Source organism: Streptomyces sp. A3M-1-3 (assembly GCF_024213665.1).
In the GTDB taxonomy this organism is placed as follows: Bacteria; Actinomycetota; Actinomycetes; order Streptomycetales; family Streptomycetaceae; genus Streptomyces.
The window spans coordinates 297451-310740 of record NZ_JANAVP010000004.1 but is presented as its reverse complement, the minus strand read 5'-3'; the positions used below and the strand labels follow the sequence as shown (position 1 = coordinate 310740).

The following is a 13290-nucleotide window of genomic DNA, read 5'->3' as shown; positions in this document are numbered from 1 at the left end:
CCGGGGACCAGTGCGCCCAAGACCGTTCGGGGCGTGCGGCTGAGCGGGCTCACTCCTGCTCAGTCAAGAGGAACGGTCCCAGGGCGGCGTGTCTCCCCGTACGAGCCGCCGACGGGCCGGCGGGACGACGCCCCGTCGCCTGCTCCGGACGGCGCCCCGGACGGAGACTCCGGCAGGGTCTCCGACTGCGGCGCCCCGGGCTGCGCCCCGGGCTGCGCCCCGGGCTGCGTCCCGACGCTCACTCCGGACGGCGCAGCCGGGGACCGCGCTCCGGCAGCCGCGGGCGGCGCCCCCGTAGCCGTAGCGGCAGCCGTAGCCAGCGTGGCCAGGACCTGTTCGCCGTACTTCGCCAGCTTGTTCTCGCCGACCCCGCTCACCGTGCCGAGCTCCGTGAGGCTCGACGGCGCGGTGAGTGCGATCTCGCGCAGGGTCGCGTCGTGGAATACGACATACGCCGGTACGCCCTGTTCTTTCGCCGTGGCCGCCCGCCAGGCCCGCAGCGCCTCGAACACCGGGACCGCCTCCTGCGGCAGATCGACCGGCGCCGCGCCCCGCTTCGCGGCGGTCTTCGCGACCCGATCCCGCGCCCGCGCCTGCTTCTCCGGCTCGCGTCGCAGGGGGACCTCGCGCCGTCCGCCCAGCACCTCACCGCTCGTATCGGTGAGCACCAGCGTGCCGTACTCGCCCTCCACGGCGATAAGCCCCTGCGCCAGCAACTGCCGTACCACGCCCCGCCATTCCGCCTCGCGCAGCTCCGTGCCGATGCCGAACACACTCAGCGCGTCATGGTCGAACTGGATGACCTTGGCCGTCTTCCTGCCCAGCAGGATGTCGGCGATCTGGCCGGCCCCGAACTTCTGGCCGCGCTCCCGCTTCAGCCGTACCACGGTCGACAGCAGCTTCTGCGCGGCGACCGTGCCGTCCCAGGGCTCCGGCGGCGTCAGGCATGTGTCGCAGTTCCCGCACGCGCCGCTCTCCTCCCCGAAGTAGGCGAGCAGCCGCACCCGCCGGCACTCCACCGTCTCGCAGAGCGCGAGCATCGCGTCGACATGCGCGGAGAGCCGGCGCCGGTGCGCGTCGTCGCCCTCCGAGCTGTCGATCATCTTCCGTTGCTGGACGACGTCCTGAAGCCCGTACGCCAGCCACGCCGTCGACGGCAGTCCGTCGCGCCCCGCCCGCCCGGTCTCCTGGTAGTACCCCTCCACGGACTTGGGCAGGTCGAGATGGGCGACGAAGCGCACGTCCGGCTTGTCGATGCCCATGCCGAAGGCGATCGTGGCGACCATCACCACCCCGTCCTCGCGCAGAAAGCGCGCCTGGTGGACGGCTCTCGTACGCGCATCGAGCCCCGCGTGGTAGGGCAGCGCCTCGATTCCCTGCTTCACCAGGAACTCGGCGGTCTTCTCCACGGACGCCCGCGACAGGCAGTAGACGATGCCCGCGTCCCCGGCGTGCTCGGTGCGCAGCAGGTGCAGCAGCTGCCGCTTCGGGTCGTCCTTCGACTCGATGCGGTACTGGATGTTTGGCCGGTCGAAGCTCGCCACGAAGTGACGCGCGTCCTGGAGCTTCAGCCGGGAGGCGATCTCCGCATGCGTCGCCTCCGTCGCGGTCGCGGTCAGCGCGATGCGTGGCACGTCCGGCCAGCGCTCGTGCAGCGCGGACAGGGCGAGGTAGTCGGGCCGGAAGTCGTGCCCCCACTGCGCCACGCAGTGTGCCTCGTCGATGGCGAACAGCGAGATCGTGCCGCGCTCCAGCAGCCGTACCGTCGACTCGACGCGCAGCCGCTCCGGTGCCAGATAGAGCAGGTCCAATTCGCCGGCGAGGAACTCGGCCTCCACGAGCCGCCGCTCGTCGAGGTCCTGCGTGGAGTTGAGGAAACCGGCCCGCACACCGAGCGCCCGCAGGGCGTCGACCTGGTCCTGCATCAAGGCGATGAGCGGCGAGACGACGACGCCGACACCCTTCCGCACCAGCGCCGGGATCTGGTAGCAGAGCGACTTGCCGCCGCCGGTCGGCATCAGGACGAGCGCGTCGCCCCCGCCGACCACATGATCGATGATCTCCTGCTGGCTGCCGCGGAAGGAGTCGTAGCCGAAGACGCGGTGCAGTACGCGCAGCGCGTCACTCGCCTCTGGATCGATGTCGAGGTCGGGGGCGCTCATCCGGCGATTCTACTGTCCGGCGGTTCAACTGTCCGACGTACTGCGCGGCGTACGCCTCCGAGGGCGCGATGGGCGTGATGACGTCGATCAGCACGCCGTTGGGATCGGCCACGATGAAGTGCCGCTGCCCGAAGTCCTCGCTGCGCAGCGCGAGTTCGGCCGTCAGTCCCTCGCGGACGACAAGCCGCTCCCACTCCGCGTCCACGTCCTCCACCTCGAAGTTGAGCAGCAGCCCGCGCACGGGGACGCGATACGCCTCGGGGAGGGTGGGGTGGCTGTGGTCGAGCAGGGCGAGCTCGTACGGCAGTGCGTCGCCGGGCCGCCGCAGGCTCAAGTACCAGTCGGCCTCGAACGTCGTCTCGAACCCCAGCAGCCCGGTGTAGAAGTCGCGGGACTCCTTCAGCCGCGAGGTGCAGATCACGGGATAGAAGCTGGTCAGCATCACGAGATCTCCTTCACGTACCATCGGTATGCGAACTAGAATATTGACGTACCACTGGTATGTCAACGAATGGGGCGCGATGACGCAGGGCGGCAGAGCACAGCAGCGGGAGCAGACCAGGCAGACCCTGCTGCGCGAGAGCAGGCGTCTGTTCGCGACGCTCGGTTACGGCGCGGTGGGCCTGGCGGAGATCGTCCGCGCCGCCGGTGTCACCAAGGGCGCGCTCTACCACCACTTCGACAGCAAGGCCGACCTGTTCCGCGCCGTGCTGGAACAGGTGCAGCAGGAGGTGGGCCGAAAGGTTGCGGCGACCGCCGAGTCCCAGGACGGTTCCTGGAACCAACTGACGGCCGGCTGCCAGGCGTTCCTCACCGCGAGCACCGACCCGGAGATCCAGCGGATCATGCTCGTGGACGGTCCCGCGGTACTGGGATGGAACGAATGGCGCGCGTTGGACGAGGCGGCCTCGGCCCGCCACCTGGCCGAAGCCCTCACCGCACTGATCGAGGAGGGAACGATCCCCCCTCAGCCGGTCGTCCCGCTGACCCACCTGCTCTCGGGCGCGATGAACGAGGCGGCCCTGTGGCTGGCCACCTCGGAGAATCCCCAGGACCTGGCGGACACCCGCGCCGCGCTGACCCGGCTGCTGGAGTCAATGCGCGCGCCCGCGGCCACGGAGGCCACGGAGGTCACGGAGGTCACGGACCCCTGAGCGCGGCTCGCCCCTGAGTGCGGCTCGCGTCACGGACGGGGCCGGAGCTCCTTGCCGTACCAGATCTCCATGTACGGACCCTCGCAGTACGCCGGGACCTCCTGGTAGCCGTTCCTCGTGTACAGGGTGCGGGCCTCGATCAGGTCCAGCCGGGTGTTGAGGACCATGCGCCGCGCGCCGAGACCCGCGGCCGCGGACTCCAGCGCGGACAGCAGTACGGCTCCGCCGCCGGAGCCGCGGAACGCGGGCCGTACGTACACCCTGGTCAGCTCTGCTGTCTCCGGGTCCAGCAGCAGCACCCCGCCGCAGGATCCGGCCTTGCCGTCGTACCGGCCGACGACGAACTCACCGGTGGGGACGGCGAGTTGATCCACTCCGTCGTCGGCGAGCTCCTCGTCGATCTCCGCCGCGGTCGCGGGACGCCCCCAGTAGCGGCCGGCGACCTCGTCGTAGTAGTCGCGCCGCAGGGCGGTCGCGTCGGGGGTGTCGAAGCGTTCGGGGCGAAGGGACCAGGTCGTCATGGGGTCTCTGTACCGGATCCGCCGGCCGCTGCGCGAACGAGTTTGCCCCGGTTACGGCGTGCGTGGCCGAAATGTATCGTGACGTCGACGAATCGAACGGCCTGACGAGACAACGAGACAATCGGGCCGATACGCATGGGGGGCCATGTATGCGTGCACTTGAGGGGAAGACCGCCCTGGTCACCGGGGCGAGCCGCGGCATCGGGCGGGGGATCGCCCAGCGGCTGGCGCGGGACGGCGCTCTGGTCGCGGTCCACTACGGCGCGAGCGGACCGGCCGCCCAGGAGACCGCCGAGCTGATCCGGAAGGACGGGGGAAGGGCCTTCGCCGTTGCGGCCGAGCTGGGTGTGCCCGGCGATGTGGCGACGCTCTACGCGGCGTTCGACGCGGGCATGGCCGGCGAGGGGGAGCGTCCCGTGCTCGACATTCTCGTCAACAACGCCGGCGCCAGCGGCTCCGGGCGGATCGACGAGTCCACGCCGGAGGTCTTCGACCGGCTCTTCGCCATCAACGTCAAGGCGCCGCTGTTCCTCATCCAGCAGGGGCTGAAGCGGATGCGGGACGGCGGGCGGATCGTCAACATCTCGTCGGCCGCCACCCGGATCGCGTTCCCGGAGTCCGTCACATACGCGATGACCAAAGGCGCCGTGGACACGCTCACCCTCGCCGTCGCCAAGGAGGTGGGCGGCCGGGGGATCACGGTGAACGAGGTGGCGCCCGGCTTCGTGGAGACGGACATGAACGCCAGGCGGCGCGAGACCCCCGAAGCGGCGGCCGCCCTGGCCGCGTACTCCGTCTTCGACCGGACCGGGCAGCCGGCCGACATCGCGGACATCGTGGCCTTCCTCGCCTCCGACGACTCGCGCTGGATCACCGGCCAGTACATCGACGCCACGGGCGGGACAGGGCTCTGAGGCTCTGACGGCGAGCCGATGTGCGCAGGGCGGGCGTGCCCTGCGCGGACATCGGGTTCATGACACGGTCAGTCCTCCGGCTCGGGGCTCAGCTCGGAGGCGAGGCGGGCTCCCCGCTCGACGGACAGGTCCAGCGCGGCCAGCACGGAAGGGACCGCGATGCTGGGCAGGATGTGCCTCTGAAGCGATGAGTAGCGATGGTCCAGATCCTTGTAGTCGCTGAGCGTCTGGGACACCACCTGGACACCGGCGAAGGCGCTCACATACAGGTCGGCCGATTCGGCAGGCACCACGTGCGGCAGCAGCTCGCCGTTCTCCTTCGCCCGGGTCAGCAGATTCAGGGTCGTCTCCTGCCACCGCAGAAACGGGCCGCTGCGATCGAGGCCCTGCGCCTGCTGATCCATGGAGAGACGGACGCCGGCGCGAGCCAGCATGTTCGTGCGCAGCCGGTGGCTGAACACCATGCCGATGTCCACCAGCTCCTGGAGCTTGAGGGGCTGGGCGGGAACCGCCTGCGGAGGCTCCTGGGCGTCGAACACCCCCAGCGCCAGCTCTTCCTTGGACTGGAAGTGGAAGTACAGGGCGCCCTTGGTCACGCCGGCCACCTTGAGGATCTCCGTGATGGTGGCCGCCTGATAGCCCTGCTTCTCGAAGACCTGGGCCGCTGCGCTCAGGATCGTCCGACGAGTACGGATTGCCCGGTCCTGCATGGCCATCCTGCCTCCTTCATTGCGCCGTGCCGACGGTTGCGCCGGGCTGACGGGCGGATGAGAGTTCGGGTCCGCGAGAGGGCCTTGCCGGAGCTTCCGGCAAGGCCCTTCCCTCGGACGGCCGTTGTCGTACGACCCTTGTCGAACGGATCCTGTCGTACGGCCCCTACTTCTGCGGGCGCAGCGGGAGATGGACCTCGACGCGGGTGCCGGTGCCCGGGGTGCTCGCTATCGTGAGGCGGCCGCAGAGATCGTCGATACGGTCGGTCATCGACCGAAGGCCCGGAGCCCGGTGGCCGGGCGCCAGCAGGTCGCCGGTGTCGAAACCGACGCCGTCGTCGGTGATGCCCGCGTGCGCCCAGCGGCGGGTGAAGCGCAGCGCCACCGTCACCTGTCCGGCGCGGGCGTGCCGGAACGTATTCCGCAGCGCTTCCCGTACCGCCAGGAACAGCTCCCGGCGGCAGACATCCGACAGCAGGCGCTCGTCCCCCGTGGTCTTGAACCGGACCTGGGTGGATTCCGGGGCGGCGCCGGCCGCGAACTCCTGGAGCACCTGGATCAGCGGACGGAGCACGGTCTGCTCCTGCAGGCCGCCGGTCAGCCTGCGGGTGATGTCGATGGCTTTCTGAATCGCGTGCCGGGCGGCGTCGAGGTGGGAGGTCTCCGCGGTCTCGATGGCGTGCAGCTCGATCCGGCGCGCGGCGGTGGAGAGGGCGGTGCCCAGCTCGTCGTGGACCTCGCGGGCCGGTCTGCGCCGCTCGGACCAGACGCGGTCGCCGTGGTCCGGCTCGGCCGCGATGCGGGAAAGGGCGGCGGCGGAGGGGCCGTTGAGGTCGGCCGGCTGCCGGGTGCGGCTGTACCGGGAGCGGTTGAGGCCGTCCTGCAGTGTCGCGGTGAAGCCGTCACCCATGACGGCCTCCAGCCATGCCGTGCCGTGCTGATGTGCGGGAGCGGAAGTGGCGCTCAACGGTCGTCCCCATTGGTCCGGGAATCCGGGATATCCGGGAACGAGGACACTAACAAACCGGGCTGGCGGTTTTCAATGGATCGAGCCGATGGTCCTTGCCGTTGATCCTCCTCGTCCCCGGAGGACGGCTTCCGGCCGTCCGGCCGGCGTAGGTGCCACGCCAGTGCCGCCAGCGCCGCGACCAGGGTGGCCAGACCTCCGGCGTAGAACCCGGAGCGGGCTCCCCAGTGCTGGCCGAGCCAGCCGATGAACATGGCTCCGACCGGGGTTGAGCCCTGCAGGATCACCGTGTACAGAGCCATGACCCGGCCCCGGTACGCCGGATCGGTCCCGAGCTGGATCCGGTGGTTCGCCGCCTGCGCGAAGTAGATCGAGGCGAAGCCGGTGCCGGCCAGCAGGAACAGCGCCACGGTGAACGTCGGGGCCAGACCGGCGACGGTCTCCAGTACCCCGAAGGCGAGGGCGGCTCCGATGACCACGGCGGCGGACGGCCGCGACCGGCGGGCCGTGGTGGCGAAGGCCGCGAGCAGCGATCCCGCGGCGAGCGCGCTGGCCAGCAGCCCGAACGAGGAGGCCTCGGCGTGGAACACCGTTTTGGCCAGCAGGGGCAGCGTCAACTGGAAGTTGAAGCCGAACATGCCGACGACTCCGACCAGGGCGATCGGCAGCAGCAGATCGGACCGGCTCCGGAGATAGTGCAGCCCGTCCAGCACCCCTGTACGGCGGGAGCGTTCGGCCGCGCGGTGCAGGGCGCCGGGGTTCATCAGGAGCAGGGCGACGACGCTGGCCAGATAGCTGAGCGCGTTGAGCAGGAACACCGGTCCGGTGTCGAACCGGCTGATGAGCAGTCCGGCCAGGGCCGGGCCGACGACCCGCGCGGCGTTGAAGTACGCGGCACTGAGCGCGGAGGCGTTCGGCAGCAGCTCGGAGCCCACCATCTCGCTGACGAACGCCATCCGGGTGGGCGCCTCCACCGCGTTCACGGTGCCCAGTCCTGCCGCGAACAGATAGAGGTGCCACAGCTGCACACCACCGCTGAAGGTCATGATGGCGAGCAGCAGGGAGAGCACCCCGGAGGCGAGATTCGCCCCGACGAGCAGCCCTCGCTTGTCGTACCGGTCCGCGAGCCGGCCTCCGAGGAGGGTGAGCAGCAGCATCGGCGTGAACTGCAGTGCGGTCACCAGGCCGAGTGCGGTCGCGGAGTCCCCGGACAGGGACAGCACCATCCAGTCCTGAGCGATGAACATCATCCACGTGCACGTCACGGACAGCAGCTGGCCCACGGCGAAGAGCCGGAAGTTGCGGACCGTCAGGGCCTCGAACATCCGCTTGAACGTCTTCACCGGCTGCCCCTCAGTCGATGCCGCGGACGATGTGCGGGTCGGCGGCGGCCTCGTCGTCCTCTCCCGCGAGGAGGACCGGAGGTGCCGCCTCGGCGGCGTCGTCGCGGAGCAGGACGGCCTCACGTTCGAGTGTGGCGGGTGTCATCGATGTCGGCCTTTCCAGGCGGAGGCGGGGACGGGTGGCGTGGCGAGGGCCTTGAGGTAGACGGACTCCGGCTGGGAGCCGGAGAAGGCCGTTCCGTTGTCGAACAGGATGAGAGGCACCGACGTGATGCCCAGGCCGCGCATCCGGTCCAGTTCGGCAGTGAGCGCGGCCGCACCGTCCTCGCTCTGCTCGACTCCGACTCCGACCTCGACCTCGACCCCGACCCCGATCTCGGCGGCCAGGCGCGCCAGGGTGCCGGGATCGCCGATGTTCAGGCCATCGGTCATGTAGGCACGGAAGAGGCGCTCCGCCATGGCCTCGCCGGCGCCCTGGGAGGCGGCGGTGGCGAGCAGCCGGTGTGCCTCAAAGGTGTTGGTGTGCACGGCCCGCTCGAAGTCCACCCGCAGGCCGTCCTCGGCGCCGAAGGAGGTGTCCTGCGCGATGGCGCGGGCCTGCTGCTCGCCGAAGGCCGCCTTGTGCACCTCGAACAGCGGCCGGCCGGAGGCGGGTGCGTCGGGGGCGACCTGGCAGGGACGGAAGACGATGTCGACCACGCCCCCGGCGTCGCGGTAGAGCGCGGCCGCCCGGGAGAAGCGGGTGAACGCGATGTACGAGTGGACGCAGATGAGGTCGAGTACGAACTCGACCGTGCGCGGAGTACGTGTGTTCAGATCCATGGTTCAACCCTCCAACTTAAACAGAGGTTTAAGTCAAGCTACTGTTCTGGTATGCCTGAGACGTCATCGGCGGTTCCGGAAATCACGGTCGGAGAGCTGTCCGCACGCAGCGGAGTACCGGCCTCCGCGCTGCGCTTCTACGAGCGCGAGGGGCTGATCAGCAGCCGCCGCACCGCCGGAAACCAGCGCCGCTACACCCGTGACACCCTGCGCCGCGTCGCCTTCGTACGGGCCTCGCAGGCGGTCGGCATCCCCCTCGCGGACGTGCGTCACGCCCTCGGCCTGCTGCCCGAGGACCGCACCCCCACCCGGGAGGACTGGGCCTGTATCTCCCAGCACTGGCACGACGACCTCGACGCACGCATCCGGCAGCTCGAACGCCTGCGGAACCAGCTCAGCGAGTGCATCGGTTGCGGCTGCATGTCCATCAGCAAGTGCGCGCTCGCCAACCCCGACGACGTACTCGCGGAGCAGGGCCCCGGCGCACGGCGGCTCATGGAGTCCTGACGCCTGAGGGAGTCCTGACGGGAACCGCGGCGTCGCGCGCCAGCAGGCACTCCTCCAGGAACGCCATGGCCCGGAAGTGGTATGTGCGAGCCGCCAGCCGAGACTGATGTTGTGTCCGGCGTCCGGCTGCCGCGCGAACGTCACCTTCGGCGCCGCCAGCAGCCCGGCCATGGCGTCCAGCGCCTCGTCGTCGTGGCGCCACCACTGCTCCTGCTCCGCGAAGGTGAAACGGACCGGGACGCCCACCCGCGCCGCGATACCGGGATACAGCTCGGGCCACAGCGGCAGTTCGGCGGCCTCCAGCGCGGGAACAGGGGCGACCAGGGAGCGGCCCTGCTGGAAGGCGCCCGGCGGGTAGAGCCGCAGCGCGCCCCAGTGCCGCCGCCACTCCCCATGCAGGTCCGCGCCGGGAAGCTGCGGCAGATCGACGGCGTAGGCGAGGCCGAGGCCGGAGATGTCCAGCCCCAGCAGGGTGTCGCCGCCCTCGTCGGCGGCGGCCGCCAGGGCGGGCTTGCCGCCGTTGGAGTGGGCCACCGTGAAATAGCCTGCGCCGAGCGGGTGACGGCGGGCGAAGTCGGCCAGGGCGGCGTGCAGCGTCACGGACTGCTCGGCGAGTACCTGGCCGGCCGGCAGCTGGGCGGCGGACCGCCCGTAACCCGGACGGTCCACGGCCAGCACGGTGTAGCCGAGTTCGGCCCCGAGTTCCAGCAGCGACAGCCCGGGGCGGGCCCGGCTGTCGAAGTACCCGGCGCGCATGCCGCCGCCGTGCACGGCGACGACCACGGCCCGGGGCGGACCTTGCGGAGGCTCGGCGAGCAGTCCGGACAGCGGGATGCCATCCGCGTCGAGGGTGATCTCACGCACCCGTGAAGGTTTCGTACTCGGCAACTCGGTCATGCGATCAGTCGCTCCTCGGGCGGCGAAGGCCCTTCTGAGTGGGTTCAGTCAGTACGTCGTATGGGCCATCGACGGCAGCGGCTCTCCGGTGGCCCATACGACGTGGAAGGCCACGTCGTCGAACCGCCAGCTGGTCGCCGATGGGGAAGGTGAACGTGGCGTCGTCGGTGAAGACGGTGCGGAACCAGTCGTCGTCGTAGTCCCGTTCGCCGATCAGGTCGAGAGAGACGACGTACCGGTCGAACAGGTCCCTGAGCTCGGCGCGGTCGGTCAGTTCCCCGAGTCGGTCGCGCAGAGCGGTGATCTCGTCATCGGTCGAAGTCATGGTGTGCTCCCGTGACCGTCCAGGTGTCGTTTCCGGTGAGGAGGGCGGACAGGTCGCCCTTGCCGTTGTGTTCGATGGCGGCGTCGAGTTGGTCGGCCATCTGGGTGTCGTAGACGGGCCGGTCGACGCTGCGGAGTACCCCGATGGGGTTGTGGCTCGGGGCGTCACCGGGGGTGAGGATGTCGTGGTCGGCGAAGTGCAGCTGAAACGACGAGACGTCCGGCAGCGTGTCGGCAGGGGCCCGGATCTCGGCCGGGAAGTTCGGCAGCGTCGACAAGTCGTTGCCGAACGACACCGTCTCCGACGTGAACCGGTCACCGGTGAGCTGCATACCGTCACCCGAGTCACCCGCGAAACGGATGATCACAGCGACCGCGGCGGCCGCCTCGGGCGACGGCTCGCTGCCGAAGGACGGGAGGATCACCGGCAGGTCCGCCTCGGCGAGGTCGACGATGTCGACCTCGAAACCGCCGTGTTGTTCGGCCCGGTCGACGAACCAGCTCGAGACGACCGGGCCGAAGCGGCCGTCCCGGACGCTCCGGCGATTGCCGCGACGCGGATGCCGGGGGCTGACATGGAGTTCTCCCAAGGGGTGAGGAACTGTTGGCGGTTGAGTGTGCGGGAGTGAGACGAGGCCGGATGGGCATCGCTCGCGAGGTCTGGATTCGGGAAACTGGCCGCTCCCCCGGTAGTGTCCGTGCTGCGATCTGGGACGCCGGGAACGGTGCCGGCGTGCGGGCCCCCTCTCCACCAGAGAGATGGTTTGGGCCTCCCCGTTGCCTCTGGCCGTACCCACTTGGCCAGGTCGCACAGGGAACTGGCCTCCCGGGACCGGACCACGCACGGGATGCGTGTCGCCGCCTCGGGGTCGAGTACGCCGGGGACCAGTGCGCTCAAGACCGTTCGGAGCGTGCGGCTGATCGGACTCACTCTCAGTCCATAGGAACGGTTGCGGTGGTGGACTGACCCATGAGGAGAGCTGCAACTTAAGCCATGGTTCAAGTCAAGCCGAGTCAACCGAGGCGTGTACGCGCACGTCGTGCAGCAGCTCGGCCTGGCGCAGACACACCGGATCCGGATCCGGCTTCCCGCCGGTACGGACCGCGTCCGCGAACGCGGCCACCGTGCGGGCCACCTGATCGGCGGCGGGCAGCGCGATGCGCTCGGTGCCGGAGCGCCGCTCAAGCAGGACTTGGGGTGGCATATCGGCCGGCGGGGTGAAGGCCCGGTCGACCGTGATGCGCCCCTCGCTTCCCCAGATCTCGTACGAGGACCGGTAGGCGTGGTCCAGCCCGAAGACGAGCTGTGCGCTCACCCCTTCGGGGGTGCGCAGCAGTGCCGCACCGCCCGTGTCGACCGTCCGTCCAGGCTGCTGCACGAGGGTGGCCCCCACCACGCGCAGACTGTCGCCCAGGTGGTGCAGGGCCGCCCGGACCGGGTAGACGCCGGTGTCCCACAGGGCTCCGCCGCCGAGGTCGGCGCGGTGGCGGATGTTGTCCTCGGGCAGTGCGGGGATCGCGAAGGCCGCCTGGAAGGCGCGTACTTCACCGATCGCCCCGTCTGCGACGAGCTTCGCGACGGCGGCGTGCTGGGGGTGATGGACGAACATCACGTTCTCCATCAGGACCCGCCCGGACCGCTCGGCCGGCGCCATGAGCCGGCCGGTGCCCGCCGGGCCGGTGGTGAGCGGCTTCTCGGCGAGTACATGCTTTCCCGCGCGAAGGGCGGCCTCGGTCCACTCCTCGTGCAGTGCGGCCGGCAGCGGCACGTACACGGCGTCGACGTCGTCGCGGTCGAGGAGTGCGGCGTAGCCGTGCACCGGCCGGGCGCCGAACTGCCCGGCGAGTTCCCGCGCCCTGGCCGCGTCGCCGCTCGCGACCGCGGCGATCTCGACACCGTCCGTGGCGGCCATGGCGGGGAGCATGCGGCGGCGTGCGATGTCGGCGCAGCCGAGGACTCCGATGCGTACCGGAGTCATCGGCCGTGCCCCGCCGCCGCGTTGAGGCAGGCGAGCAGGGTGCGGGCCTGCACGTTGAGGTAGTGGCCGTGGCGGACAAGGGTGGTCAGCTGGCCGGTGGTGGCCCAGCGGTATCCGGCGGGCGGGGCTAGGGGGGCCTGGTCCTCGTCGGCCTCGACGAGGAGGTACCGGCTCTCGGCGTTGAGGAACCGGCCGCCCTCTTCCGAGTGCACGGCCTCGTACCGGACGCGCGCCGGGTCGGCGGCGAGTATCAGGTCGAGCGCGTAGCGCAGGGGCCGCGGTCTGTGCCAGCTTGACGGTGCCGGCCGTCTCCGCCGCGCCGACGCAGGACACGGTGGACGCGGCCAACAGCCGACCATGCTCGGCCTTGTCCAGCGGCTGGTGATCGGGCCAGTCGGGCAGGTGGGCCGGCAGTGGCTGGGCCTCGCCCAGGTGCGCCCGCGGATCGCCGCCGCACACCGGGCGGCGACAAGCATGCGCTCTTCCCGTGGACTCCCACGGGTCCGGCAACTCCGGGATCCGGTCGCCGCGTTGACCGAGGGCGCGGTCGCGTTCCTGCTGACCGGTGAGCGGATCGGCCCCGGGTCTGGAGTACGCGGGCCGGATCGCACGCGGGACGTGGAGCGCCGGACGGACGGCCGTACGGGTTCTCGTCGTCGAGGACGGCGGCGCCGTGGACCGGCAGTTCGGAGAGCGGGCCGCCGGCCGGCTTGCTTCCACCGCGGGGACCGTCGGGGTCGAGACCGTCAGGCACGCTCGCGCCGAGTGAATCGACGGCGGCGAGCTGGTGCTGTCCGACGCCACCCTCGGTGCCGACCTGATCGCCGTCACCAGCCCCCCCGCGGGCGCGACCTCGCCCTTCCGGACGAACTGCTCAGCGAGCACCGCCTGGTGAAGGTCGACGCCACGCCGGCAGTGCCGGCGTTGCGCAACGTCTTCGCCGCGGGCACTTCGGCGACGTACGGGGCGTGGGGCATGCCCTGCCCAAGA

14 protein-coding genes and 3 pseudogenes are annotated in these 13290 nt (G+C 70.6%); 4 read left to right on the top strand and 13 right to left on the bottom strand.

Annotated features, from left to right (window positions below):
• Nucleotides 1–59 precede the first annotated feature (59 nt).
• Complete coding sequence (gene recQ, locus NLX86_RS06890) at nucleotides 60–2162, bottom strand: DNA helicase RecQ (protein ID WP_254370686.1); 2103 nt, start codon at nucleotides 2160–2162, stop codon at nucleotides 60–62.
• On the bottom strand, nucleotides 2122–2604 hold the full coding sequence (locus NLX86_RS06885) for a VOC family protein (RefSeq protein ID WP_254370709.1): 483 nt from the start codon (nucleotides 2602–2604) through the stop codon (nucleotides 2122–2124). The genes recQ and NLX86_RS06885 overlap by 41 nt, the downstream gene beginning before the upstream one ends.
• A 79-nt stretch (nucleotides 2605–2683) precedes the next feature.
• Here NLX86_RS06885 and NLX86_RS06880 point away from each other — a divergent pair, with 79 nt between their 5' ends.
• Nucleotides 2684–3316 (top strand): TetR/AcrR family transcriptional regulator, encoded by a 633-nt coding sequence (locus NLX86_RS06880; protein WP_254370708.1) that lies wholly within the window; start codon nucleotides 2684–2686, stop codon nucleotides 3314–3316.
• A gap of 29 nt (nucleotides 3317–3345) precedes the next feature.
• Here NLX86_RS06880 and NLX86_RS06875 read toward each other — a convergent pair whose 3' ends face one another.
• Complete coding sequence (locus NLX86_RS06875; protein WP_254370685.1) at nucleotides 3346–3837, bottom strand: GNAT family N-acetyltransferase; 492 nt, start codon at nucleotides 3835–3837, stop codon at nucleotides 3346–3348.
• A 149-nt stretch (nucleotides 3838–3986) separates the two neighbouring features.
• On the opposite strand from NLX86_RS06875, the gene NLX86_RS06870 reads away from it, so the two are divergent.
• The gene (locus NLX86_RS06870; RefSeq protein WP_254370684.1) at nucleotides 3987–4751 is read left to right on the top strand and encodes an SDR family oxidoreductase; all 765 of its coding nucleotides are present in this window, start codon (nucleotides 3987–3989) and stop codon (nucleotides 4749–4751) included.
• A gap of 68 nt (nucleotides 4752–4819) precedes the next feature.
• Here NLX86_RS06870 and NLX86_RS06865 read toward each other — a convergent pair whose 3' ends face one another.
• The 5 genes from NLX86_RS06865 to NLX86_RS06850 form a co-directional block, all read right to left on the bottom strand.
• Nucleotides 4820–5467, bottom strand: a complete 648-nt coding sequence (locus tag NLX86_RS06865) for a ScbR family autoregulator-binding transcription factor (protein ID WP_254370683.1) — start codon at nucleotides 5465–5467, stop codon at nucleotides 4820–4822.
• A 160-nt stretch (nucleotides 5468–5627) separates the two neighbouring features.
• Complete coding sequence (locus NLX86_RS06860; RefSeq protein WP_254370682.1) at nucleotides 5628–6428, bottom strand: sensor histidine kinase; 801 nt, start codon at nucleotides 6426–6428, stop codon at nucleotides 5628–5630.
• The gene (locus tag NLX86_RS06855) at nucleotides 6425–7771 is read right to left on the bottom strand and encodes an MFS transporter (protein ID WP_308409550.1); all 1347 of its coding nucleotides are present in this window, start codon (nucleotides 7769–7771) and stop codon (nucleotides 6425–6427) included. Before NLX86_RS06855 ends, NLX86_RS06860 begins: the two co-directional genes overlap by 4 nt.
• Before the next feature lie 10 nt (nucleotides 7772–7781).
• Nucleotides 7782–7916: a hypothetical protein gene (locus NLX86_RS34355; RefSeq protein WP_302060998.1), complete on the bottom strand. Its 135-nt coding sequence runs from the start codon at nucleotides 7914–7916 to the stop codon at nucleotides 7782–7784.
• Nucleotides 7913–8593, bottom strand: a complete 681-nt coding sequence (locus NLX86_RS06850) for a DsbA family protein (protein WP_254370681.1) — start codon at nucleotides 8591–8593, stop codon at nucleotides 7913–7915. Before NLX86_RS06850 ends, NLX86_RS34355 begins: the two co-directional genes overlap by 4 nt.
• Before the next feature lie 51 nt (nucleotides 8594–8644).
• Between NLX86_RS06850 and soxR the strand changes: the two genes are divergently transcribed.
• Nucleotides 8645–9100, top strand: a complete 456-nt coding sequence (soxR, locus tag NLX86_RS06845) for a redox-sensitive transcriptional activator SoxR (RefSeq protein ID WP_254370680.1) — start codon at nucleotides 8645–8647, stop codon at nucleotides 9098–9100.
• On the opposite strand, the pseudogene NLX86_RS06840 reads toward soxR, so the two are convergent.
• The 5 genes and pseudogenes from NLX86_RS06840 to NLX86_RS06820 form a co-directional block, all read right to left on the bottom strand.
• Nucleotides 9087–9997, bottom strand: a pseudogene (locus NLX86_RS06840) (alpha/beta hydrolase). The gene soxR and the pseudogene NLX86_RS06840 overlap by 14 nt on opposite strands.
• A gap of 4 nt (nucleotides 9998–10001) precedes the next feature.
• A complete protein-coding gene (locus NLX86_RS06835; protein WP_254370679.1) occupies nucleotides 10002–10322 on the bottom strand; it encodes a nuclear transport factor 2 family protein in 321 nt (106 codons plus the stop codon).
• A gap of 154 nt (nucleotides 10323–10476) precedes the next feature.
• Nucleotides 10477–10746, bottom strand: a pseudogene (locus NLX86_RS06830) (2-oxoglutarate ferredoxin oxidoreductase subunit alpha); the annotation flags it as partial.
• A gap of 579 nt (nucleotides 10747–11325) precedes the next feature.
• Complete coding sequence (locus NLX86_RS06825) at nucleotides 11326–12300, bottom strand: Gfo/Idh/MocA family protein (RefSeq protein WP_254370678.1); 975 nt, start codon at nucleotides 12298–12300, stop codon at nucleotides 11326–11328.
• A pseudogene (locus NLX86_RS06820) lies at nucleotides 12297–12560 on the bottom strand (NDP-hexose 2,3-dehydratase family protein); the annotation flags it as partial. The pseudogene NLX86_RS06820 and the gene NLX86_RS06825, both read right to left, overlap by 4 nt.
• 305 nt (nucleotides 12561–12865) lie before the next feature.
• Here NLX86_RS06820 and NLX86_RS06815 point away from each other — a divergent pair.
• On the top strand, nucleotides 12866–13069 hold the full coding sequence (locus NLX86_RS06815; protein ID WP_254370677.1) for a hypothetical protein: 204 nt from the start codon (nucleotides 12866–12868) through the stop codon (nucleotides 13067–13069).
• Nucleotides 13070–13290 lie beyond the last annotated feature (221 nt).